At 71.5% G+C, this 23,028-nt stretch carries 21 protein-coding genes, 1 tRNA gene and 1 pseudogene; 4 read left to right on the forward strand and 19 right to left on the reverse strand.

Annotated elements, in window-relative coordinates:
- Nucleotides 1-304: 304 nt before the first annotated feature.
- Nucleotides 305-1,555: a tyrosine-type recombinase/integrase gene (locus VG276_31495; GenBank protein ID HEV8653802.1), complete on the forward strand. Its 1,251-nt coding sequence runs from the start codon at nt 305-307 to the stop codon at nt 1,553-1,555.
- A gap of 315 nt (nt 1,556-1,870) precedes the next feature.
- The gene (locus VG276_31500; protein HEV8653803.1) at nt 1,871-2,485 is read left to right on the forward strand and encodes a hypothetical protein; all 615 of its coding nucleotides are present in this window, start codon (nt 1,871-1,873) and stop codon (nt 2,483-2,485) included.
- Here the strand turns inward: VG276_31500 and VG276_31505 are convergent.
- From VG276_31505 to nadD, 8 genes and pseudogenes are all read right to left on the reverse strand, one after another.
- Nucleotides 2,425-3,105 carry a hypothetical protein gene (locus tag VG276_31505; protein ID HEV8653804.1) on the reverse strand — a complete coding sequence of 227 codons (681 nt, stop codon included), beginning with the start codon at nt 3,103-3,105 and terminating at the stop codon, nt 2,425-2,427. The genes VG276_31500 and VG276_31505 overlap by 61 nt on opposite strands.
- Nucleotides 3,106-3,479: 374 nt before the next feature.
- Complete coding sequence (locus VG276_31510) at nt 3,480-4,922, reverse strand: helix-turn-helix domain-containing protein (GenBank protein ID HEV8653805.1); 1,443 nt, start codon at nt 4,920-4,922, stop codon at nt 3,480-3,482.
- Nucleotides 4,919-5,278: a hypothetical protein gene (locus VG276_31515; GenBank protein ID HEV8653806.1), complete on the reverse strand. Its 360-nt coding sequence runs from the start codon at nt 5,276-5,278 to the stop codon at nt 4,919-4,921. The genes VG276_31510 and VG276_31515 overlap by 4 nt, the downstream gene beginning before the upstream one ends.
- Before the next feature lie 401 nt (nt 5,279-5,679).
- Nucleotides 5,680-5,755: transfer RNA gene (locus tag VG276_31520), tRNA-Ala, on the reverse strand.
- 79 nt (nt 5,756-5,834) lie between these two features.
- Nucleotides 5,835-6,014 carry a hypothetical protein gene (locus VG276_31525; protein HEV8653807.1) on the reverse strand — a complete coding sequence of 60 codons (180 nt, stop codon included), beginning with the start codon at nt 6,012-6,014 and terminating at the stop codon, nt 5,835-5,837.
- Nucleotides 6,015-6,184: 170 nt separating this feature from the next.
- Nucleotides 6,185-6,481 carry a ribosome silencing factor gene (gene rsfS, locus VG276_31530; GenBank protein ID HEV8653808.1) on the reverse strand — a complete coding sequence of 99 codons (297 nt, stop codon included), beginning with the start codon at nt 6,479-6,481 and terminating at the stop codon, nt 6,185-6,187.
- 16 nt (nt 6,482-6,497) lie between these two features.
- Complete coding sequence (locus VG276_31535) at nt 6,498-6,668, reverse strand: hypothetical protein (GenBank protein HEV8653809.1); 171 nt, start codon at nt 6,666-6,668, stop codon at nt 6,498-6,500.
- Nucleotides 6,669-6,812: 144 nt separating this feature from the next.
- Nucleotides 6,813-7,382: pseudogene (gene nadD / locus VG276_31540) on the reverse strand (nicotinate-nucleotide adenylyltransferase).
- A 383-nt stretch (nt 7,383-7,765) separates the two neighbouring features.
- Here nadD and ugpC point away from each other — a divergent pair.
- The gene (ugpC, locus tag VG276_31545; protein ID HEV8653810.1) at nt 7,766-9,034 is read left to right on the forward strand and encodes a sn-glycerol-3-phosphate ABC transporter ATP-binding protein UgpC; all 1,269 of its coding nucleotides are present in this window, start codon (nt 7,766-7,768) and stop codon (nt 9,032-9,034) included.
- On the forward strand, nt 9,031-9,171 hold the full coding sequence (locus VG276_31550; GenBank protein ID HEV8653811.1) for an NAD(P)-binding domain-containing protein: 141 nt from the start codon (nt 9,031-9,033) through the stop codon (nt 9,169-9,171). Before ugpC ends, VG276_31550 begins: the two co-directional genes overlap by 4 nt.
- Before the next feature lie 32 nt (nt 9,172-9,203).
- Here VG276_31550 and obgE read toward each other — a convergent pair whose 3' ends face one another.
- From obgE to VG276_31605, 11 genes are all read right to left on the reverse strand, one after another.
- The gene (gene obgE / locus VG276_31555) at nt 9,204-10,517 is read right to left on the reverse strand and encodes a GTPase ObgE (GenBank protein HEV8653812.1); all 1,314 of its coding nucleotides are present in this window, start codon (nt 10,515-10,517) and stop codon (nt 9,204-9,206) included.
- Nucleotides 10,518-10,757: 240 nt separating this feature from the next.
- Nucleotides 10,758-11,018 (reverse strand): 50S ribosomal protein L27, encoded by a 261-nt coding sequence (gene rpmA / locus VG276_31560; protein ID HEV8653813.1) that lies wholly within the window; start codon nt 11,016-11,018, stop codon nt 10,758-10,760.
- A 1-nt stretch (nt 11,019) separates the two neighbouring features.
- On the reverse strand, nt 11,020-11,379 hold the full coding sequence (gene rplU, locus VG276_31565) for a 50S ribosomal protein L21 (protein HEV8653814.1): 360 nt from the start codon (nt 11,377-11,379) through the stop codon (nt 11,020-11,022).
- Nucleotides 11,380-11,592: 213 nt separating this feature from the next.
- Nucleotides 11,593-14,607 (reverse strand): Rne/Rng family ribonuclease, encoded by a 3,015-nt coding sequence (locus VG276_31570; GenBank protein ID HEV8653815.1) that lies wholly within the window; start codon nt 14,605-14,607, stop codon nt 11,593-11,595.
- A gap of 464 nt (nt 14,608-15,071) precedes the next feature.
- A complete protein-coding gene (gene rodA / locus VG276_31575; protein ID HEV8653816.1) occupies nt 15,072-16,259 on the reverse strand; it encodes a rod shape-determining protein RodA in 1,188 nt (395 codons plus the stop codon).
- Nucleotides 16,260-16,266: 7 nt separating this feature from the next.
- Nucleotides 16,267-18,231: a penicillin-binding protein 2 gene (gene mrdA, locus VG276_31580; protein HEV8653817.1), complete on the reverse strand. Its 1,965-nt coding sequence runs from the start codon at nt 18,229-18,231 to the stop codon at nt 16,267-16,269.
- Between the two features lie 10 nt (nt 18,232-18,241).
- On the reverse strand, nt 18,242-18,742 hold the full coding sequence (mreD, locus tag VG276_31585; GenBank protein ID HEV8653818.1) for a rod shape-determining protein MreD: 501 nt from the start codon (nt 18,740-18,742) through the stop codon (nt 18,242-18,244).
- A 3-nt stretch (nt 18,743-18,745) separates the two neighbouring features.
- Nucleotides 18,746-19,645, reverse strand: a complete 900-nt coding sequence (gene mreC / locus VG276_31590) for a rod shape-determining protein MreC (protein ID HEV8653819.1) — start codon at nt 19,643-19,645, stop codon at nt 18,746-18,748.
- Nucleotides 19,646-19,687: 42 nt separating this feature from the next.
- Complete coding sequence (locus VG276_31595) at nt 19,688-20,719, reverse strand: rod shape-determining protein (protein ID HEV8653820.1); 1,032 nt, start codon at nt 20,717-20,719, stop codon at nt 19,688-19,690.
- Between the two features lie 197 nt (nt 20,720-20,916).
- Entirely contained in the window at nt 20,917-21,333 is a 417-nt protein-coding gene (gene ndk, locus VG276_31600) for a nucleoside-diphosphate kinase (protein HEV8653821.1), read from the reverse strand.
- Nucleotides 21,334-21,502: 169 nt separating this feature from the next.
- Complete coding sequence (locus VG276_31605; protein HEV8653822.1) at nt 21,503-22,798, reverse strand: folylpolyglutamate synthase/dihydrofolate synthase family protein; 1,296 nt, start codon at nt 22,796-22,798, stop codon at nt 21,503-21,505.
- Nucleotides 22,799-23,028 lie beyond the last annotated feature (230 nt).

The raw sequence follows: 23,028 nt of genomic DNA on the forward strand, positions 1-23,028 counted from the left end.
TCGCCGAGCTGGCCGCCGCCATCGGCCGCGCCAAGACCTGGGTCTACGAGCGCCTCCAAGACCTCGCCCGCGCCGGGGAGGTCGAGCGGGCTGGCCACGGCCGCTGGCGCCTCACCCACCCCGGCCACCCGGGCGGCGACCACGACGACGACCAGGACCCCGGCGGCCACGATGGGTGACCGCCCCGGGTCGCGCGCGTGCGCGCGCGACGCGCCTGCGCGTTGGAGCCGCCCAGCCCCGCTTCCGGACTCCGGACGGACAACCACACAGCGTGGCCGGGCCCTCCGCCAATAGGAGGGAGACGATGGCATCCGCAGGAATCTGCAAGCGCGTCAGTGGGCGCACCGGCCGGGTCAGCTACGAGGTCTGGTGGCAGCCGGACGACGGCTCCAGGGGCAGCAAGACCGTGCGCACCAAGGACGAGGCGCGTGACCTTCTTACCGCCAAACGCCTGGAGCTGATGCGCGGCACATTGGCCGGGCACCAGCGCGGACGGCTGCCATTCGGTCATTGGGCTGGTGAGTGGTGGGACCTGTGGGCGGCCGAGCCCGACCGCAGCCCGGCTACCCTGGAGACCACCGAGAGCCAACTCCGCAACCATGTGCGCCCGTACTTCGAGCGCCACCAGGTCCGCGCGATCACCCCGACGCTGATCCGCAAGTGGCAAAACCAGCTTCGCGGCCAGCTCGGCCACGGCAGCGTCATGGCCTGCCGGTCGATCCTGTTCCGCATCCTCGCACTGGCCGAGGACGAAGGCGCCATCCCCCTCAACCCCATGCGCAAGGTGCCAGCCCCCAAGCGGCCCGTCGACCCCGAGGTGATCTTCGGCACCTCGACGCGCCACGCCCCCACCACCGACGAAGCCGGCCGGCTGCTGGCCCACCTGCCCGACTTCTGGTGGGATCATGTCATCAGCCTGCTCGGCACGGGCCTGCGGTTCGGGGAGCTGGCCGGGCTGCGCCGCCGTCGGGTGCTCCTGCGGCGCAGCGTGGTGCAGGTCGCCGAGACCCGCTACCAGGCCGGCAAGTTCGGCAGCGGCTTCAAGGCCCGTCCCAAGAGCCAGGCGGGCATCCGCGAGATCCCCCTTGCCCGCCAGGTCGCCGAGGCGATCGGCCGGCAACTGCCGCCCGGGGACAACCCCGAAGATCTGGTCTTCACCGGCCCCGGTGGCGGCCCAGGCCGCCCCGGTGGCCCGGGCATCAAGCGCGGCACCCGCACCCAGCTCCACCGCGACAACTTCCGCCGGCGACTGAAGACCGCCGCCGCCCGGGCCGGCCTTGACCACGTCGACCTGCGCGGTGCCCACGACCTGCGCCATGCCTTCGCAACCTGGCTAGAAGAGGACGGCGTCCCCGCACGCGTCATCGACGAGCTGATGGGCCACAGCGGCGGCCGGCACGCCGCGCACGGCAGCGCCATCGGCCGCATCTACCGCGAGACCACCCCGGAGATGACCGAGCGGGTCGTTGCCGTGATCGAGCAGCGCCTCGAGATGGCGCTGGAGGTGGCCCGCAAGACCCGAGACGCCCGTCCAGGTGATCACGGAAGGCGTTGAAGGTCACTACTCCGCGTAGCTTCTGGGATATCTCGCCTTGAGATCCGTGCAGCGTGTGTCCAGCCGTACGAGAATGCCGCGCTCAGGTGGCGGCCGGCCGAGTTCGAGCAGGATCCCGAGCGCGCCTCGCCGCCCCAGTGATGACCGGAGCCAAATACTGGTCTCAAACCTATCGGAGGGCTCACATCTCGCGACCTGCTTCAGGGATCCCCTGGTCACCTCAACAGTCGTGTCACAGTCAGCCCCTACTGTGAACGTATGTTCGATAGGAGGTCTGACGTTTCATCCGACGCAGCTGTGCTAGCTCGATGCCGCTTGCCCTTCGACATCGAGGGTCTACTGGTGCGCTCAGTGTTCTGGGCGGGCACACGGTTCCATGCGGTCGTCGTCTTGGACGACGAGGAGATCCAGCGGCGCGAAGAGATCGGCCTCGAAGCGGTCACGGATTACTTGACCTTGAAGTCGATCTCGACCCTCCCCGTCGGCGCCGAGGTTCCCTGGGCGAGCGTGGATCCGGTTGTATCTGTGTTCCTCGATTGTGTGCCGGCTGGAATTATCTCCGTCAGCACGAGCGGTGTGAGGTCTTTGCTGCGTTCGCCCCTGCACCTCGTCGCGCTGGTCAAGGTGGCGTCCGATTGGCGTTCCATGGGCAGCGTCGCCCCTCTTGCCCAGGATGCGCCGACAGTCCTCCTAATACGACACCGACCGCGGGAACTTGACCGGGCAGTCGAATGCGCCCGAAGGAGTGGGGTAGGTCTCAGCTACCTGTCGGGCTCTGACCTCTTCGAGGTGCTCCCACCTAGCTCTACGCCGATGCTCGGCGTACGCAGGACGCGCCTAGTGGAGGTCATCTTCCAGAGATGGCGAGATCAAGCGGCACGTATGCCGACCACCCTCAGCCAGGCCTTCAACTGCTTCGACGGAGGCTGAAGGAGGCCGTCGTGACGGTCCTCAATGTCGTCGTGGCGTGCGTACGCTTGGCGGCAAAGGTCCACCCACCGCTCGGGACGACGTGCGGCTTCCAGCTCCGCGAGCTCAAGAGCAATCGCGGACCAACACGCGACCGAATGCGCATCCGCTTCGGGCTCCAAGCGTTCGTCCTGAAAGCGTACAAGGCTAGCCCCATCGCAGACGCTACACGTGCAGCAGTCGAACAGCGGGTCACCCTCGTAGTACGGCAGCCGCGACCCTTTCCACCAGGCCATCAGGAAGGGTAGGAACACTCGCGGCGTCGGGTCACTGAGATCCGCCCAGCCGCCCTCGCCATGAGCCGTGAAGTGCCGCGTTGAGGTGCCGACCCCAATCGAACCCCCCAAGGCGCCGAACGCATACGCGCCGAGCGCACCATGGTCGCAGCGAAGGACCGCAACCCGATCCACCGACTGGACGATCTCCACGAGCCCCTCCACAGCACGAGTGTTGTCAAGCGGATCCTTCCCCTTGCCCAGCATCAACCCGATGGGTTCGCCAACGGACTGCAGCGCCGCAACCAGCTGGCGGCGCGGGTTCGCAGATGTCAGCCACGAATAGGAGACAGCGAAGATCGCCATGGAGGGCCTGGTGGGCGCCTGCTCCCTTGCCAGGCGCAAGAACGCGCGCGCCTCCTTCGCTGCCTCACGCAGAGCGTGCTCGCCTGTGAGGCTGGGGCCCGTTACCCAACGCACGCGAGAGGCCACGATGGCGGAGCCAGTCTGATCAAGCAGCCATGCATCACTGGGCGCCAACAGCGTCGGCCGGTTATGGTCTTCACGGGCATCATGCTGCAGGAGCACGGGTAGGCCTGAACGGGCAAGCTCTCGCGTCCGCGGGCTGGAAAGAGGAGCTTGAAGGACAATACCGCCTGCCAGGCGAGCGAGTCGTTCGACGTACTCGGGTGTTCTGGCTCCCACATGCAGCCAGACGCTGTCTTTGAGAGGACCGAGCGTCATTGTGTCTCGCCACCTTCTGAAGTCGCGCGGAGAGAGGTGATATCAAGGGCACGGGCAAGCAGGTCGGCATCGAGCGGTTCGAGTGCCGACCTATCGAGCCGCTCGATCAGCGAGTCGCGAGCGATCCGCCAGGGATCACTCTCATCCCCTTGGAGGTTCATTGCGGCTCCCCACCAGTCATGGCCCCTCTCGGCCAGCCGATGGGCGACGCTGAAGGCGAGCGCGCCCGCATCGACATTGTCGCGGCGGGCCACGGAATGGACTGCGCGTTGGATCAGGGCGGGCTTCCCGCCGCTCTTGTCGAGTACGAGCTGGAACAGCTCTTCGCTCCTCCCTCCGAAGAGCGCCGCAGTTGCGAATTCGTTCGCGCGTCGCTCACGGACCTCGGTGACCTCATTGTCGTGTCCGGGGGCGTCCTCCAGCAATGCGCGCTCATCGCTGCGCTCGTGGATGTGGCCAATTTCGTGCAGCAGGTAGAAGAGCCAGCGTGACTCTTCTCGTTGCATCGCGTTGATCACCACAATGTCGCGTTCGCCATGCCGCCAGTAGGCAGCCTGGAAGCCGCCGCGCTCACGCAGCGGCAAGATAGCGACGCCAGCCGCCCACAGCGTGTCCAGGGCCGTGGCGAACGTGACCGGACCGGCTGGCCCACCCATGCGGGCGTGGAGTTCCACCGGATCCGCGGGCAGGTCGACAGTGGTCGTTGCGATCGCACGGACCAGAAGACGAGTCAGGTAGTCGGCATAGCCAGCGAGCGCCGCAGAACGCGCCTCGCTTGCATTCCTTGGCTTGTTGAAAGCGACTGGCGCAAGGGCACGGGACACCTGGGTCACGCGCCCGGCGAGGATGTCTTCCGGCGGCCAGCCGTACACGTGTGCGAGTCGGCCCACCAAGCTCACAACCGACTCCTGCTGGTCCTCCTCGGCAGGCATAAACCGCTTCTCCAAGAACTCCCGCGTCAAGCCCACACGTCCGAGCCGCCGAAGCACGGTGGCCGCGTCGTACCTCAGATCCTCCCGCTCGATGGAGGAGCCAAGTTGGAGGTCCAGAGCGCCCGCGACTTCGATAAGCCGCGAAAGGCTCGCTGACTCGTAGTCGGTGGCCTCGTAACGCTGGATCTGCTGTTCCTTCAGGCCGAGTCCCTCGGCCAACTCGGCTTGGGTCAGACCAGCGGCGACGCGGGCGCGGATGAGAAGCCGAGGAAGGTCTTCCAGGGACTTCGCCGTCCCGATCTCGCCACGCCCCTCCTTCAATGCCTCGTAGTCATCAAGTTCAGCTTGCAGGCGGCGGATCTCGGCGCGAACCACCTTCAGCTCCAGCTCAGTACGTGCACGATCCACGGACCTGTTCTCTAGCCGGTCCAGCAGCTCATCCTGCAGCCGCTGGAGCCGCTCCACGCGCCCACGGATGATCCCGTGCTGTCGGTCGTTCTTGATCATCCCAAGCCCTCCAGCTGCAGTTCCACGATCCCCCGGGCCTGGCCGGTAACTGGGTCCTGCTGGAGGAACTCCAGGAACGGCATGCCCAAGCGTCCCTCGACAACGTTCGGCAGGATGTCACCGCCGTACTTCCGCTTCTGTGCCTCGCGGGGCGGATCCAGATCCTGCAACACCTGGTCGAGCTCGCCGAGGTCGACAGCTTCCGGGTCCCACACCAGGTCGAAGTCTCCCGGGTAGCGCTGGTCGGTCACGAAGCTGCCATCGAGCCACGCCCGCGAGCACCCCGCACGGGCAAGCTCCTCGAGCAGGGACCTCAGCCCGGTGAGCAAGCTCCGCCGCCGATCATTCCAGCCCAACCGTTCCTCCACCTCTCGCCACGAGGCTTGATGGATGCCCGGCGGCAACACGCCGCCCTCGAACTCCGGAAGCATGACACAACTATATCGTTGTGTCGTTCGGATGCAAGTCTTGGGGCTCGGCAGGTGCGGGAGGTGGAGAGGCGATCGTGGCTACGAGATCACCCTCCCAGCTACCTGACGTCGCACCGGGTGGAGTGCTCGCACATCACCAAGCGTGGCAACACGACCGTAGAGGCAGCACCGAGCGCTGAAGCGCAACCACGGACAGTGAGAATCCCGACCGCTCGGTGTGAGCCTCCGGGAAATCTCCGGGAAACGCCGACTGCGCGACGCGAGCAGCCCGCCGCGTAGGGCACGAAGGGACGGCGTTGTGCCTGCTCAGAGGGGGTGCCGTGGGGTGGTGGAGCTGAGGGGATTTGAACCCCTGACCTCTTGCATGCCATGCAAGCGCTCTGCCAACTGAGCTACAGCCCCTGGAGCGCCGGGAGTATAGGAGACCAGGCCGCTTCCTCGCAATGAGGAAGTGCCCTGGGAGCCCGGACCCGCGCTCCGGTCAGCTTATCTTGAGGTTGACCCCGAGGAGTACGAGGAACCACAGGAAGATCGCGAGCAGGGCCGAGAGCACGCCCTTGAGCAGTGGTTCGGTGATGTAGTTCCGGTCGAACGCCACGAAGATCCCGATCAGGATGTAGATCAGGAGCAGGAGGCGAAAGATGCTGCGCCTGCGGTACACGGCAGTCCTCCAGTCACCCCCCCTGCCGATGCCAGAACTCCCCCGGCCGGACAGGTGGGACCACCGAGCGGCCACGACCCGGTGCTGGGGGATGCGGGGCGTAGCCTAACCACAACCAGACCGACCAAACCACGCTTTGGTCGCCTGGCTGGGCGAGCCGGCGCGAGGCGTCAGGCGGTGACGGTGACGAGGCTCCCGACGTCGTCGGAGTGGGCGACGACCGGGGCGTCGCGCCAGAGGCGCTCCAGGTCGTAGTACTCGCGCTCCTCCTGCAGGAACACGTGGACGACGAAGTCCACGAAGTCGAGGAGGACCCAGCGGGCCTCTCGCTCGCCCTCACGGTGGAGCGGGCGGACGCCCTTGACCCGGCAGGCACGCTCCACCTCTTCGGCGATGGCGCGGACCTGCCGGTCGCTCGAAGCCGAGCAGATCACGAAATAGTCAGAGATCACGAGCGGCTCGGACACGTCGAGAACCCGGACGTCACGAGCCTGCTTGGAGGATGCCGCCGACGCGGCGGTGAGCGCGAACTCTAGGCTGGTGTGCAGGGGCGAACTCCTTGGAAGGGTGCCGCCGGGTGGGCAGCACGCTGCGTTCCCGGTCGTCGTCCACGACCACGCTGGCGTCCACGACCGGCGTCGGTGCGTCGTGCACCTCCTACCTGTACGGTACCGGCCCGACGGGCCGTTCGCATCCATGACCGGGTCAGCGCGGGTCCCTGTCGGCCAGGGGCGGGAGGTCGCCTGGCTCCCCCGGGTCCCCACCGCCTGGCTCCCCCGGGTCCCCACCGCCCGGCTCCCGGTACAGCCCGCGCTTCTCGATGTAGTGGGCGACGCCCTCGGGCACCAGGTACTGGATGGGCGCGCCGCTGGCGACCCGGGCCCTGATGTCGGTCGAGGAGATCGCGAGCGCCGGGATCCGGACGGGGTGGACCCGGCCGGCCGCGGTCGGGACGGCGCCGAGCAGGTCGGACAGGTCGTGGCCGGGCCGCGTGGCCGCGATCAGCTCGGCCAGGGCGAACATCTCCTCCGGGTCCTTCCAGCTCAGGATCTGCAGGATCGCGTCGGCGCCGGTGACGAAGAACAGGCGGGTCTCCGGGCCGAGCCGGGCGCGCAGGCGGCGGAGGGTGTCCACGGTGTAGGTGGGCCCGGGGACGTCGATCTCGAGCCGGCTGACCACGAAGGCGGGGTTGGACGCGGTGGCGATCACCGTCATCAGGTAGCGGTCCTCGGCGGCGGTCACCCCGACTGGCTTCTGCCAGGGCTGTCCGGTCGGGATGAACAGGACTTGCTCAAGGTCGAGCTGCCAGCGAGCCTCGTCGGCGGCGACCAGGTGGCCGTGGTGGATCGGGTCGAAGGTGCCGCCCATGATCCCCACCCGCCGCTCGGCGCCGCCCCCGGCTGACCGGCCGGCCCAGTCGGGCGCCCGTCCTGCCCGGTCCGCCGGGCCAGCCGCCCGGCCGCGCGTTCGTGGTGCCCTGTCCGCCATTGCTCACCCGCCCGGCCGGCCGTCCGTCGCGACCGCGGCGCAGTGTACGGGAGGCGGCGTCCAGCGGCCGGGGCTGGTAGCGACACCCGCGAACAGCTACCCTAGCGCGCACGGGAGGCTTGTCCGGCACCGAGGCGAGCTCTGGGTCACAGAAGTTTTCGCTTCGGTAGCTCGGGTACGTTCGCCCAGGTCAGGGTAAGGGCGGTCAATCCGCCCGCGGCGACCGGCCAGCGGTCGGTGGTGTGGAGGGAGCGGGAGCGACCATGGCGCAGATCGTGCTGGACAGCGTCACCAAGGAGTACGGCGGCAACGTCAGGGCGGTCAACGCGTTGTCACTGGACATCGCCGACGGGGAGTTCATGGTCTTTGTGGGGCCGTCTGGGTGCGGCAAGTCGACCGCGCTGCGGATGATCGCCGGCCTGGAAGACATCACCGCGGGCACCATCGCCATCGGCGACCGGGTCGTCAACGACCTGGCCCCCAAGGACCGCGACATCGCGATGGTGTTCCAGAACTACGCCCTGTACCCGCACATGACCGTGCGCGACAACCTGGCGTTCGGGCTGCAGCTGCGCAAGACTCCCAAACAGGAGCAGGCCAAGCGGGTCGCCGAGGCCGCCAGGATCCTGGCGTTGGAGCCCTACCTTGACCGCAAGCCGGCCGCGCTGAGCGGGGGGCAGCGGCAGCGGGTGGCGATGGGCCGGGCGATCGTGCGCGAACCGCAGGCGTACCTGATGGACGAGCCGCTCTCCAACCTGGACGCCAAGCTGCGGGTGGGGATGCGCGCCGAGCTGGCCCGCCTCCACGACCGCCTGGGGGTCACCACGGTGTATGTGACCCACGACCAGATCGAGGCGATGACGCTGGGCTCCCGGGTCGCGGTGCTCAAAGACGGGGAGCTGCAGCAGGCCGACACCCCGCAGAACCTGTTCGAGTACCCGCGCAACCTGTTTGTGGCCACCTTCATCGGCTCCCCCGCGATGAACCTGGTCGAGGCCCGCCTGGTGCGTGACGGGGGGCCGGCGGTGGTGTTTGCCGACAACAAGCTGCCGGTGCCCGAGGAGGTCGTGGCCGACCTCCAAGGGCTTGACCGCTACTTTGACCGCAACGTGATCATCGGGCTGCGCCCGTCGGACTTCGAGGACGCAACTCTGATCCATGACCAGGGGTGGGCGAAGATAAAGACCGAGGTGGCGATCGCCGAGGAGCTGGGCTCGGAGGTCAACTTGATGTTCACGGTGCACGCGCCGACGGTGCGCCACGAGGTGATGCTGGCCAAGTTCGACAAGGCCGCCAAGGAGGAGGTCGATACCGCGGAGGTGCTGGCCGGCGAGGGCGAGACGTTGTGGACCGCACGGGTCAGCCCCAAGACCCAGGCGCGGCCGGGCCGCAAGATCGAGCTGGCCGTCGACACCCACAACATGCACTTCTTCGACCCCGACAGCGGCAACGCCATCGGGTACGAGGCGCGGCGGGACGGGGAGTCGCGGGCCGCGCGGGAGCCGTCGCAGGAACCGGAAGCGCGCGCGTGACCCGTACCGCGCTCCTCGGTCTCGGAAGGATGGGCGCCCCCATGGCGGGGCGCCTTTCCAACGCTGGGCACGATCTCAACGTCTGGTCGCGGCTGGCCGTGGACGCGGCCAGAGCGGCCCGGCCCCCCATCCCCTGACGCCGCCGGAGGTCAGGCCGGCGACGATGCGGTCAGGCGGTGTCGCCGGTCGCGGTGGCTCCCGGCCCGCCCTCGGGCGTGAACTCGAACGTGGCCGGCCCGATGGCGACGTCGTCGCCGGGCCGCGCCCCGGCCGCCAGCAGCAGCTCCTCCACGCCGGCCCGGCGCAGGCGGCGCTGCAGGTAGGCCACGGCCTCGGGGTTGTCGAGGTTGCTCATGGCGACCCAGCGCTCGGGGCGGTCGCCGCGCACCCGGAAGCGGCCGTCAGGGTCGCGCACGACCTGGATCGGCACCTCGGACTCGACCGTGACCAGCTGATGCTCGCTCCGCTCGGGGAATGGCAGGGCGGCCCGCGCCTCGGCCACGGCTGCGCCCAGCGCGTACAGGAACTCCCGCATGCCCTCGCCGGTCGCGGCCGACACGGCATGGAAGCCGAGGCCCCGCCGGCCGGCGGCCGCGGCGGCCTCTGGCAGCCGCTCCCTGCCGTCGGGCAGGTCGACCTTGTTGGCCACCACGAGGGCGGGCCGGCCGGCCAGGTCCGGGTCGTAGGCCGCCAGCTCGGCCTCGATCACGGCCAGGTCGGACTCGGGGTCCCGGCCGGGCTCGAGCGGGGCGAGGTCGAGCACGTGGACGAGCACCGCCGAGCGGGTCACGTGGCGGAGGAACCGGTGCCCGAGCCCCTTGCCGGCCGCCGCCCCCGGGATGAGCCCGGGCACGTCGGCGAGGACGAAGTCGTGCTCGCCGGCGCGCACCACGCCGAGGACCGGCTCGAGGGTCGTGAACGGGTAGTCGGCCACCTTGGGCCGGGCCGCCGATGCCCAGCCAACGATGCTCGACTTCCCCGCGTTCGGGAACCCGACCAGGCCGGCGTCGGCGAGCAGGCGCAGCTCGAGGACGAGCCGGCGCCGGCGGCCCGGCTCCCCCTTCTCGTGGAAGTGGGCCACCCGCCGGCCCGGGCCGGACAGGATCGCGTTGCCGCGCCCGCCGCCCCCGCCGCGGGCGGCGACGTAGCGCGTGCCGGCGGCGGCCAGGTCGGCGAGCTGCTCGCCGTGCTCGTCGCGGACCACCGTCCCGACCGGCACGGGCAAGACCCGGTCCTCGCCCTCGGCGCCCTTGCGGTTGTTGCCCTGACCGTGCCTGCCCCGGCCCGCCCGCTGGTGCGGGTGGAAGTGGTACTCCACCAGGGTGCCCACGGCAGGGTCGGCCACCAGGACGACGTCGCCGCCGCGGCCGCCGTCGCCGCCGTCGGGCCCACCCCGGGGCCGGAACTTCTCGCGGTGGAACGAGGTGACGCCGTCGCCGCCGCTGCCGGCGGCGAGCTCGACCGTGGTCTCGTCAACGAACACGGGTCACGTCCTCATCCGTTGCCAGCTGAGACGGCGGCGGGCAGCGCACAGCGCACCCGCATGTGGCGCGCGAGGCCCGTCCGACGCGCGAGGCCGCCTGGGCGCGCGACCGCCTGAGGCGCGAGGCCGTCCGAAGCGCGCGGGGCCCGCCTGGGCGCGCGACCGCCTGTGGCGCGCGAGATCGTGTGGCGCGCGAAGGCCGTCCGGCCCGCGCACGGGCCGGACGGAGCCTGGGAGCCGTTACGCGGCGCCCTCCGTGTCGATGCTGGCCAGCTTGCGTCCGCGCACCTGGTGGTAGACGACCTTGCCTTCGGCCTTGGCGAACAGGGTGTCGTCGCCGCCCCTGCCGACGTTGGCGCCTGGGTGGATGCGGGTGCCGCGCTGGCGCACGAGGATCGTGCCTGCGGTCACCACCTGGCCGCCGTACCGCTTCACCCCGAGCCGCTTGGAGGCCGAGTCGCGGCCGTTGCGGCTGGAGGAGGCGCCTTTCTTGTGGGCCATGTCAACTCTCCTGCTTGGTGCTGGAACCGGCCGAGGCCCTCTTCTTGCCCGGCAGGTCGATCTTCTCGACCTTGAGCCTGGTCAGCGACTGGCGGTGGCCCTGGTGGCGCTGCTGCCCGGTCTTGTTCTTGTAGGTGAAGACGCGGATCTTCTTGCCGCGGTGCTGGTCCACGACGGTGGCGGTGACCAGCGCGCCGGTCAGGTCACCGGCCTGGGAGGTCACGTTACCCTCGTCGTCGACCACCAGCAGGGGCGCGAGCTCGATGCTGGCGCCATCGTCGCCGGCGAGCCGCTCGACGTCGATGACGTCGCCGACCTTCACCTTGTACTGCTTCCCGCCGGTGCGGATGACGGCGTACACGTCGCGACAGTCCTTTCAGTAAAGGGATGCGGGTCAGTAAGGCGATGCGGGCGCCTCGCGGCGAGCGCGGGCGCGCCGACCGCCAAGGGTAGTGCCGATGCCCGAGGCCCGTCAACGCGACCGCCGATTCTGCGGTCGCGCGACCGCCGATCTTGGCGGTCGCCACCTGTTGGGATCCGCCGAAGGCGGTCCAAGCGTTCCGGCGCGCAGCGCCTAGATCTCGTGGGTGATCACGACCCCTCGTCCCTCGCAGGTCGGGCAGGTCTCCGAGAAGCTCTCGAGCAGGCCGCCGGAGACCCGCTTGCGGGTCATCTGCACCAGGCCGAGCGAGGAGACCTCCATCACCTGGCTCTTGGTCTTGTCCCTGGCCAGGGCGGCCCGCAACCGCTCGACGACCGCCTGCTGGTTGCGCTCGAACAGCATGTCGATGAAGTCGATGATGATGATCCCGCCGATGTCGCGCAGGCGGAGCTGGCGGACGATCTCTTCGGCGGCCTCGAGGTTGTTGGCCACCACGGTCTCCTCGAGATTCGACTTGCCCACGAACTTGCCGGTGTTCACGTCGACGACGGTCATCGCCTCGGTCCGGTCGATCACGATCGACCCGCCCGAAGGCAGCCAGACCTTGCGCTCGAGCGCCTTGTGGATCTGCTCGACCACGTGGTGGTGCTCGAACAGCGGCAGCTTGCCGTCGTGGCGGCGGAGCTTGGGCAGCAGGTCGGGGGCGACCTCCTCCAGGTAGTCCTTGACCCGCTCGTACAGCCCGACTTCGTCGACCACCAGCTCGACGAAGTCGGGCGAGAAGATGTCGCGGATGACCCTGACGACCAGCTCGGGCTCGGAGTAGATGACCGCGGGCGCCGACGCCTTCTTGGCCTTGCGCTCGACCGCCTCCCAGCGCGCCTGCAGGCGGGCGAGGTCGGCGCGCAGGTCGTCGGCGGTGGCGCCCTCCGCCGCGGTGCGCACGATCAGCCCGAGGCCCTTGGGCCGGACCTCCTTGAGGATCTCGCGCAGCCGGGAGCGCTCCTCCTCGGGCAGGCGCCGCGAGATCCCGAAGGTGTTGTCCTCCGGCTGCAGCACGAGATAGCGGCCGGCCAGCGACACCTGCGCGGTCAGCCGGGCCCCCTTGGCCCCGATCGGGTCCTTGGTGACCTGGACCAGCACGGACTGGCCTGGCTTCAGCACCTTCTCGATGCGGGGAGCCTCGCCGTCGAGGTCCTCCTCGTTGTAGTTGACCTCGCCGGCGTACAGCACCGCGTTGCGGCCCTTGCCGATGTCGACGAAGGCGGCCTCCATGCCGGGCAGGACGTTCTGGACCCGGCCGAGGTAGATGTTGCCGACGAAGGAACGGCCGGACTTGCGGGTCACGTAGTGCTCGACCAGGGTGCGGCCCTCGAGCACGCCGATCTGGGTGCGCTCGGCGCCCTCGGTCACCAGCATCCGCTTGTCTGGACCGTCCTCGCGCAGGAGCCGCTTCTGCTCCTCGGTCAGGCCGGAGGACCGCCGGCGGCGACCCCGGTCGGCCTGGCGAGAGCCCTGCCCGGCACGCCCGCGCGAGTCCAGGCGCGTCGAGCTGCCCGCCGCCGGCCTGGCCGGCATGGTGCGGGCCTCGGGCTCAGCGTCCGGCGCGGGTGCGGCGCTGGCGTCCGGGGCGGGCGTGGCGCTGGCAGCCGGGGCGGGCGTGGCGCTGGCAGCCGGCGCCTCGGCGCGCTCCCTGGCGACCGCGCCGAGCCGGCCCCGTCCCCGCCCGCGCGACGGGCGCTCGGGCTTGGCATCGGAGGGGGCGGCGTCGGCCACGGCAGCGGTCCCCCGCTGACCAGGCCGAGGGCGGCCCCCGTCCCGGCCGGCCGGAGCCGCCTCGGCGGCGGCCGCGGCGGCGGCCGGAGCGCCGGACCCGGACCCGCCGTCGGCGACCGCGGCAGCCTCGCCCGCGGGCGGCTCGGTGCGGGTACGGGCCTTGGCGGCGGCGCGACGGCGGCGGCGGGCGCGCGTGCGGGCCGAGCCCTCGGCGCTCTCGTCCTCGTCCTGGCCCTCCGCGTCCTCGCCGGCCGGCGCCGATCCGCGGTGGGGGGACGCCGTGACCGCGATCGCCCCGTCGAGCTCGTCAGGTGCGCCGGCCAGGGCCAGCTCGCCGGCGCCAGGCCCGGTCGCGCGCGCTGCCTTGGTGACCTCGTCCTGCTCCCCGGCTGGTTGGTCGGCCCGGGCCTCGCGCGCTTCAGGCGAGCGGGCCTCGCGCGCTTCAGGCGAGCGGGCCTCGGCCCGCACCTGTGACGGACGCCGGCCCCGGCGGCGGCGGCGCCCTCCGCCCGGTCGGGCCAGCGGCCCGCTGTCTTCGTCCACATCCCCCTCGGCGGGCTCCGCATCGGCCCCCTCGGGCTCGGCGCGAGGCAGGGCCGACGCGGCGGCGGGGGCAGGCGCGGAACCGGCAGGGACAGGCACGGAACCGGCGGCGGCAGGCACGGAACCGGCGGCGGCAGACTCGGCGGCGGCAGACTCGGCGGGGGCCGGGACAGGCGCGGAACCGGCGGCGGCTCGGGCGGGCGCGGAGCCAGGGGGACCGGGCTCGGCGGCGGCCGGGCCGGGCTCGGCGGCGGCCGAGGTAGGCTCGGCCGCGGCCGGGGCAGGCTCGGTCGCCGCCTCGGCAGCGCCGCCCGCGTCCTGGGACGGCGCGGTCTCCTCGGCGGTGGCCGGAGGCACCGGCGCGGCCGGCCGGTCGGTGGTGGCGGTGGCGGTCAGCAGGGGCGGGCTCGCGTCGGCGACCTCGAACGGCGTGGCGGCCCGGCGCCTGCCGGAGCCGGCCCGGCGCCGGCTGGGGGCGGCCCGTCCGTCGCCGGAGGCCGGCTCGCCTCCGTCGGGGCGGGCGGGTGGCGGGCCGCCCGGGAACGACGCGGTCGCGGTGGTCTCCACAGTGGTCACCTGGAAGCGGGGAGGCGTCTCGACCGCCAGGGAGGCCGTCGGCGGCGACGCCAGCGGCTCGGCCGGGGTGCTGGCGGGTGGCGGGCCGCCCGGGAACGAGGCGGCGCCCCTGGGCCGCACCGGGGGGACGGCGCCGGGACCGGGCTCGCGGCGGTTCTGGGCCTCGCCGGGTGGTGCGGGTAGGCGCTCGACCGGTGCTTGCCGCTCGACCGGTGCTTGGCGCTCGACCGGTGCTTCATGCGAAGCGGGAGATGTGGGTGTGCCGGAAGGGCCCCGGGCGTCGTCCGCCCGGGACTCGTCGGGGGAAGCCATTGATGCTCCTCACCAAACTCTGGCGGCCACCGACGGGGGCGGCCGAAACCGTTGCGCGCTCGGGGGAGGTTTCCCCCCGGCCGAGCCGGGCTGGACCCTGACCGTCGCACGGGTCCGAGTCGTCCGCCCGGTTGGGCGGCGCCGCCACACCGTCCGGAAGCTCCGGGCTGGGACCGAGCGTCAGCTCGACCCAAGCGGGAACGACCGGCCCGTCGTCTGCGGTGAAGCCGCGATCCCCGTGGCCGGCGCCCCGACCCTCGGGCGGTCCCGGTCCCCCGCCGGCCGGATGGCCGGATCGAACCGGGATGCCCAGAACCTGGGTGAGGCGGCGGCACGGCGTCGGGCCGCACCGCAGGGTGGTATGACGAAAGACGCTTACGAGTCTGCCAGATCAATCTGGTACCGGCAAAGGGTAGGCCGAATTAGCTACTCCCCAGTGTTCCGTCCCCGCTGTCCCGGGCGCCTCAGAGGTACCGGCGCATGTGGACGTTGAGCAGCAGCCCGACCGCGAGGAGGCTCGAGAGCAGCGACGAGCCGCCGTAGGAGACGAACGGGAGCGGGATGCCGGTGATCGGCATGATGCCGATGGTCATCCCGATGTTGACGAACGCCTGGAAAGCGAACATCGTGACGACCCCGGCGGCGACCAGGGAGCCGAAGGGGTCCCGGGCGATCACCGCGATGCGCAGCCCGCGCCAGAGCAGGACGGCGAACAGCAGCAGCAGCACGGCCGCGCCGGCGAAGCCCAGCTCCTCGCCGATGACCGTGAAGATGAAGTCGGTGCGTTGCTCGGGCACGTACTGGAGGTTGGTCTGGGTGCCGCGCAGGTAGCCCTTGCCGGTGAGGCCGCCCGAGCCGATGGCGATGAGCGCCTGCCGGTAGTTGTAGGTGTAGCCACGGCCACTGGCGTCCGCGCCGGGGTTGACGAAGGCGGTGAGGCGCTCCTTCTGGTACTCCTTGAGCAGGTTGAGCCTGAACATGCCGACCACCCCGAGGCTGCCGACCAGCGCGAGCACCAGCAGCCAGCGCAGCCGGATGCCCCCCACCAGCAGCATGCCGAACAGCACCGCAACGAACACCATGAAGGTGCCGAAGTCGGGCTGGAGCACGATCTCGGCGCTGACCAGGCCGACGATCCCCAGCGCGAGCACCAGCGCCGCGCGCTCGGACCGCTCGGACCGGCCGCCGAGGACGGCGGCCAGGGTGACGATCACGCCCATCTTGGCGAACTCGGACGGCTGGACCTGGTAGGCGCCCAGGCTGAACCACGACTGGGCCCCGTTGGCGGCCGCCCCGAGCGGGGTCAGAACGGCCCCGAGTGCCAGCACCACGGCCCCGAGCACCAGGGCCGCGTACGCCTGCAGCCGCCGGTAGTCGACCAGCGTCACAGCCACCATGCCGGCCAGGCCGAGGCCCAGGCTGAGGAGCTGCCTGCGCATGACCAGGCTCTCGGGCAGGCCCTGCTCGCGCAGGCTCGAGAACGTCGCCGAGTAGATCGCGGCCAAGCCGAGCACGGCCAGCCCGCAGGCGGCCAGCACGACCAGGGGGTCGAGGTGCCGCCAGGGCGACCGCCACGCCAGCGGCCGGTCGGTCGCGGTCTCCCAGCCGAGCCGCGACGCCCGGTCCGACCACGACCCCCACGACTCCTGCATCAGCCCGTCACCTGCTCGCGTCCGCGCCGGCCGCGACCTTGGTCGAGGGTAGCCCGAACAGCTTCTCGTAGACGACCCGGGCGACCGGGGCTGCCGACTCGCCGCCGTGGCCGCCCTCCTCGACCATGACCACCACGACGTACCGGGGGTCGGGGGCCGGGGCATAGGAGGCGAACCAGGCGAAGGGCGCCCTGGGCGGCAGGTCGGCCGTGCCCGTCTTGCCGGCGACCGGGAAGCGGTCGAGCGGGAAGCCACGGAAGGCGGCCGCGGCCGTGCCGGCGCTCGGCACCTGCACGAGACCCTGGCCGACGGCCGCGAAGTCGCCCACCGGCATGCGCACGACCGAGGCCTTGCGGGGCTCGACGGTCCGGATGCGCCTGCGGGTGGCCGGGTTCACGACCTCCTGGGCGACGTGGGGCGCCCACACCGTCCCGCCGTTGGCGAGCGCGCCGTAGGCTGCGGCGAGCTGCAGCGGCGAGACCTGCAGGTCGCCTTGGCCGATGGCGATGTTGAGGTCGTCGCCGCCCTGCCAGTGGTAGCCGTAGCGGCACAGCTCCCGGTAGAGCGTGCTGGTGCCGGCGCAGTACGCCTGCTTGTTCGCCTCCCAGTAGCGGCGGCGCCAGGCCCGGTCGGGAACGGTGCCGTCGGCGGCGTAGGGCAGGTCGAGGGCTGGCCGGCGGCCGAACCCGAAGCTGCGCGCGGTGGCCTGCATCTCCTCGCGAACCGGCTCGTGGCGCAGCTCCTGGCCGCGCTCGGCCGCGGCGAAGCGGGCGCCGACCGCGTAGTAGTAGTCGTCGACCGACTCGCGCAGGCTCTTGAGCAGGTCGGTCGGGCCGTGCCCGCCCCGTTTCCAGTCCCGCTTGACGTAGCTGCCGAAGGTGAACGAGCCCGTGGACGGGAACACCGTGGACGGGGTGACGACCCCGGCCCGCAGCGCGGCCATGGCGGTGAACGGCTTCCAGGTCGAGCCGGGCGGGTAGGCGGACTGGACCGCCCGGTCGATCAGCGGCTTGCCGGGGCTGGTGGCGTAGCGGCTGAAGTCGGCCCGGGAGATGCCGTCCACGAACTTCCTGGGGTCGTACTGGGGCAGGCTGGCCAGGGCGAGCACCGAGCCGTCCCTGGGGTCGAGCACGACCGCGGTGGCCGCCTGTGCCGGGTAGGTCCCGCCACGCTCCCGGTCGGGCAGGGAGCGTGCGGTCAGCAGGCCCTCGGCCAGAGCCTGCTCGACGGTGCGCTGGAGGTCGAGGTCGAGGGAGAGGCGGACGTCGTTGCCGGCGACCGGCTCGGTCGAGTCGAGGGTCCGCACCACGTCCCCCTTGGCGTCCACCTCGAGGTCGCGCACACCGGTCCGGCCCCGGAGCAGCCGGTCGTAGGTCAGCTCGACCCCGGCCTTGCCCACGGTGTCGCCCTGCCTGACCCCGCGGAACCGCTTGGAGGCGAGCTCCTGGGGGGAAATCTCGCCAACATAGCCGAGCACGTGGGAGGCGACTGGCCCTGATGGGTATTCGCGCAGGGCGAGTACCTCGGGGACGACGCCGGGGAACTGGTCGGCGTGCTCGGTCAGGTAGAAGAGCTGGGCGACCGGGACGTCCTCGGCCACGGGCACGCCGCGCAGGGGCGACCCGGTGTAGTCACGCAGCCGCTCCTCGATCCTGGCCTTGGGCAGCCCGAGCACCCGGGCCAGCCGACCGACAATGCGGTCACGCTGGTCGCCCAGCTCAGAGGGCTTGACGGTGACCGCCCAGGCGGCCCGGTTACGGACCAGGACCCGGCCCTGGCGGTCGAGGATCCGGCCCCTGGGCGCGTCGACCACGACCTGGCGCACGCGGTTGCCCTCGGCCAGGTCGCCGTAGCGCTCGCCAGCCAGCACCTGCAGGTACCAGAGCCGCGAGAACAGGGCGAGGAAGAGGCCGAGCACGATGAACGAGAGCAGCGACAGGCGGGCGCGCAGCCGCGAATCCTGGTTTTGCACGGAGCCGAGCCTACCAGCGGTAGAGCTTCTCGGATCGGACGCGCTCGGCGAGCAGCCGCACGACCGGGTAGACGAACGGGGTCAGCAGCAGGTTGCAGAGGGCCACGAGCGGGCCCGAGCGGGCAACGAACGACCAGGACGACAGGTCGAGCACGCGCAGCACCAGCCCGGTGCTCCACACCGACACGAGGCTGGCCACACCGGCCAGGGCGAGGTGGACCCAGGCGCTCGGGCTGACCACGTAGACCCGCACCAGCCCCACGGCGTAGCCGACGCTGGTGTAGACGAGCGCGGAGACGCCGACCGGCGGCGCGAACAGCAGGTCGGCGACGAGCCCGGCCCAGAAGCCGAACAGCGCGCCCGAGGTCGGCCCGGAGGCCATGGCCACCGCCACGACCGCCACGACGAGCAGGTCGGGCCGCACCCCGCCGAGGCGGAAGCCGGCCAGCACGGTGGACTCGAGCAGCACGGCAGCCGCGATCACGGCGGCGAGGGCGAGGACCCGGCGCACCGCTCAGCGCCCGATCCCGGTCCGCACCGCGCGCGGGCCCTTGGGCGGCGCCGTGCCCGGGCCCTTGGGCGGCGCCGGCACCGGCGGCTTGGCCACCACCACGGCGACGACGTCGAGGGCAGCCACGTCGGCGTAGGGCCGCACGGCGACGCTCTGGACGAGCCCGCCCGAGGCCGGGCCGACCCGCTCGACCACCCCCACAGGGAGCCCCTGGGGGAAGACCCCGCCCTGGTAGCTCTGGGTGACGACGGTATCGCCCACCTTGACCTGGACGCCGGCCCGGACCGGCTCGAACCCGAGCGGCCCGCTGCCGCCCCCCCGGACGAGGCCGCGGGCCTTGGTCCGGGCCAGGCTCGCGGCCACCCCGCTGGTCGGGTCGACCAGCAGCAGGACGGTGGCGTAGTCGGCGGTCACGGCCACGACCCGGCCGACCAGGCCCTGGGCGTCGATCACGGCCATGTCGCGGGCGACGCCAAGCCTCGCGCCAGCGTCGATCGTCACCGACCACTGGAAGTTGGAGCCCGAGCGGGCCACCACGGTCGCCCCGACGGTCCGGCAGCCGCACCGCCTGGCCATGTTGAGCGCACCCCGGAGCCGCTCGTTCTCGGTGAGCAGGTCCTGGTAGGTGCGCTCCTGGGCCCGCAGCCGGTCGACCTCGGCCTTGAGGCGCCGGTTGTCGCCACGCAGGCCGCCGACCTCGGTGAGGCCGACGAAGAAGCCACCGACCGGGCGGGCCACGGCGCTCACCGCCCGCTGCGCGGGGCCGAACACGCCGACCGTCACCTGCCGCAGCCGGTCCACGGGCCCGCTGGCCGACTCGCGGAAGTCGACCGTGATCACCGTGACCGAGGCGAGCAGGAGCACGGCGAGGATGATGCGGGCGCGGCGCGGGCGATCGTGCAACGTCTGTCAGGAAGGCGGACGCCTCCCAGCCTCCAAAGCGAGCTAGCGGTCTGAGGACGCGATCAGGACCCGTTTCAACGACTCGAACTCCTCCACGCACTTGCCCGACCCGATCGCCACCGAGTGCAGTGGCTCGTCGGCCAGGTGGATCGGCATGCTGGTCTCGTGCTTCAGCCGCTCGTCCAGGCCCCGCAGCAGCGCGCCCCCGCCGGTGAGCACGATGCCCTTGTCCATCACGTCCGCGGCCAGCTCGGGCGGGGTGTGGTCGAGGGTGTTCTTGACCGCGTCGACGATCGCGTTGACCGGCTCCTCGATCGCCTTGCGGATCTCCTCGGCTCCGACCACGATCGTCTTGGGCAGGCCGGTGACGAGGTCGCGGCCGCGGATCTCGGTCTGCGGCTCCTCGGGCAGCGGGTAGGCCGAGCCGATGGTGATCTTGATCTCCTCGGCGGTGCGCTCCCCGAGCATCAGGGAGTACTCCTTCTTCACGTAGCTGATGATGGCCTCGTCCAGCTCGTCGCCTCCGATCCGGATCGACTGGCTGGTCACGATCCCGCCGAGGGAGATGACGGCGACCTCGGTGGTGCCACCGCCGATGTCGACCACCATGTTGCCGGTTGGCTCGTGCACGGGCAGGCCGACGCCGATTGCGGCCGCCATCGGCTCCTCGATGATGAACGCGCCCCTGGCCCCGGCCCGGATGGTGGAGTCGAACACCGCCCGCCGCTCGACCCCGGTGATGCCCGACGGGACGCAGACCACCACCCGCGGCTTGGCGAGGAACTGGCGCCGGTGCACCTTCTGCACGAAGTAGCGGAGCATCTTCTCGGTGGTGTCGAAGTCGGCGATGACGCCGTCGCGCAGGGGCCGGATCGCCACGATGTGCCCGGGAGTGCGGCCGATCATCGCCTTGGCGTCGGACCCCACGGCCAGGATCGCGTTGTTCTTGGTGTTGATGGCGACCACGGACGGCTCGTTGAGCACGATCCCCCGGCCCCGCACGTACACGAGCGTGTTGGCCGTCCCCAGGTCGACCGCCATGTCGCGGCCGAGGAAACGGAAGGCGTTCTGCAACGGAACCAGCTCCTTCGAGCGCATGCAGACCGAGTGCCGGGTGCGCCAGGGCACGCAGGAGGGCCGGAGACTCGCCGGGGACGCACCCGCGCGGCAGCCCGGCCCTGGAAACCTGGGCATCCTATACCAGCCTGTTGAACTTCCCGATAGCGGCGGGCGGTCCGATCCGCGAGTGCGACCGGCACGCCCAGCCCTGCCTACCCCGCGAGCTCCGGGAAGAACAGGGCCAGCTCGCGAGCTGCCGACGCGGGCGAGTCGGACCCGTGCACGAGATTCTCCCCGATCAGCAGGCCGTAGTCGCCCCGGATCGAGCCGGGCGGCGCGGCGACCGGGTTGGTCGGGCCCATCAGGGTGCGTACCGCGCTTACCGCCTCCGGCCCCTCCACGCAGATCGCGACCAGGGGGCCGCTGGTGATGAACGAGACCAGCTCGTCGAAGAACGGCTTGCCCTCGTGCTCGCCGTAGTGTTGCTTGGCGGTGGCCTCGTCCAGGGTGCGCAGGTCCATCGCGACCAGGCGGAAGCCCTTGCGTTCGAGCCGGCGGACCACCTCGCCGACCAGGCCGCGGGCGACGGCGTCGGGCTTGCACAGGACCAGGGTGCGTTCGTCGGGCATGGGGACCTCCGGTGGAGCGGCGGGCGGCAGCGGTCGGCGCGGTTGGCCTCGGCCTCACCGGGCGCAGCGAGGGCGCGGCGCGGGCGATGATACCGGCTGCCAGCGTCCTCCCAGACCCCAGGCCAGGCAACCCACACCCCAGGCCAGGCAACCCGGAACGCGGGGCGGGCTACGCTGGCCCCGGCCCCATGAGCAGGTCGCGCGCCTCGCCGACGGTGTAGAGCGAGCCGGTCACCACCACCGCCTCGGACTTCCCGGCCCGGTCGATCGCCTGGCGCACGGCCGTGGGCACGTCGGGCGCGACCTCGGCGGTCAGCCCGATCGCCTCCGCCTCCTTGCGGAGCTGCTCGACGCCGGCCGACCGGGGGCTCGAGTTGGCCGTCACCACGAGCCGGCCGGCGGCCGGGGCGAGGCCTTCGAGGATCCCGCGCAGGTCCTTGTCTGCCAGGCAGGCGACCACCAGGGTGCGCCGGTCGACCACGAACTCCTCGAGCAGCGCGGTGGCCAGCGCCCGGGCCCCGGCGGGGTTGTGGGCGCCGTCGAGGAGCACGAGCGGTTGGCGGGACACCACCTCGAGCCGCCCGGGCGAGGTCACCGCGGCGAACCCAGCCCGGATCGTGTCGGCGTCCAGCTCCCGGTCGCCCAGGAAGGCCTGCACCGCGGCCAGCGCGGTGGCGGCGTTCTCGGCCTGGTAGCGGCCGTGCAGCGGCAGGAACACCTCGTCGATCCGGCCCACCGGGGTGCGCAGGTCGAGCACCTGGCCGCCGACGGCGACCCGGCGCCGCTCGAGGGCGTAGTCGCGACCCTCCAGCAGCAGCCGCGCCTCGAGCATCTCGGCCCGCTGCGTCACCAGGGCGAGCACGTCGGGGTCCTGCTCCTGGCTGACCACGGTCGCGGCCGGCTTGATGATGCCCGCCTTCTCGGCCGCCACCGCCACCAATGTGTCGCCCAGCTCGGGATGCTCGAGGCTGATCCGGTTGATGACGGCGACGTCGCCGTAGACCAGGTTGGTGGCGTCCCACTGGCCGCCCATGCCGACCTCCACCACGGCGGCGTCCACCGGCACCTCGGAGAACCAGGTGAACGCGAGCATCGTGAGCGCCTCGAAGAAGGTGACCGGCTGGTCGTGGGCCCGGTCCACCTCGGCGAAGAACGGCTCGAGGTAGCTCCAGGTCTCGGCGAACTCGTCGCGGGAGATCGGCCGGGTGGCGAGCGCGATCCGCTCGCGGACATCCTGCAGGTGCGGGCTGGTGTAGAGGCCGGTACCAACCCCGAACGCGGCCAGCAGGGCGGCGACCATGCGGGCGGTGGTGGTCTTGCCGTTGGTGCCGGTGAGGTGGACCGCCGGAGCGGTCCGCTCGGGGTGGTCGAGCAGGCCGACCAGGTGCTCGACCCGCTCCAGGCTCGGTCCCATCCGGCCGGGCACGCGGGCGTAGAGCGCTTCGACTGCCTGCTGGTACTCCATCTGTCCGGAACTCCTGGGGTGGGTCGGCGGCTGCTCTCGGCCGTCGATTGTAGTGAGGGCTTGTTGTGCACGGGTCCGGTGGCGGAAGCTTGCAGGTCACGGGCCTGTCACAGCGAAAGCGAGGCCGTTTGCCACGGGGCAGCCAAACGGTGTGCCTGTCAGGCTGCTCACCAGCGGAAACGCGAAAGCAGCAGCACTCCGTTCGATTCCCGCGGTGATAGCGGATCGCA

This window comes from Actinomycetes bacterium, assembly GCA_036000965.1.
Lineage (GTDB): Bacteria > Actinomycetota > CALGFH01 > CALGFH01 > CALGFH01 > DASYUT01.

Excerpts from the sequence above, each read along its gene's own strand:
- ugpC (HEV8653810.1), top strand. The coding sequence starts at position 7,766 with ATGGCGCAGATCGTGCTGGACAGCGTCACCAAGGAGTACGGCGGCAAC.
- VG276_31510 (HEV8653805.1), bottom strand. The coding sequence starts at position 4,922 with ATGATCAAGAACGACCGACAGCACGGGATCATCCGTGGGCGCGTGGAG.
- rodA (HEV8653816.1), bottom strand. The coding sequence starts at position 16,259 with ATGCAGGAGTCGTGGGGGTCGTGGTCGGACCGGGCGTCGCGGCTCGGC.
- VG276_31495 (HEV8653802.1), top strand. The coding sequence starts at position 305 with ATGGCATCCGCAGGAATCTGCAAGCGCGTCAGTGGGCGCACCGGCCGG.
- VG276_31505 (HEV8653804.1), bottom strand. The coding sequence starts at position 3,105 with ATGGCGATCTTCGCTGTCTCCTATTCGTGGCTGACATCTGCGAACCCG.
- VG276_31570 (HEV8653815.1), bottom strand. The coding sequence starts at position 14,607 with ATGGCTTCCCCCGACGAGTCCCGGGCGGACGACGCCCGGGGCCCTTCC.
- rpmA (HEV8653813.1), bottom strand. The coding sequence starts at position 11,018 with ATGGCCCACAAGAAAGGCGCCTCCTCCAGCCGCAACGGCCGCGACTCG.
- ndk (HEV8653821.1), bottom strand. The coding sequence starts at position 21,333 with ATGCCCGACGAACGCACCCTGGTCCTGTGCAAGCCCGACGCCGTCGCC.
- VG276_31605 (HEV8653822.1), bottom strand. The coding sequence starts at position 22,798 with ATGGAGTACCAGCAGGCAGTCGAAGCGCTCTACGCCCGCGTGCCCGGC.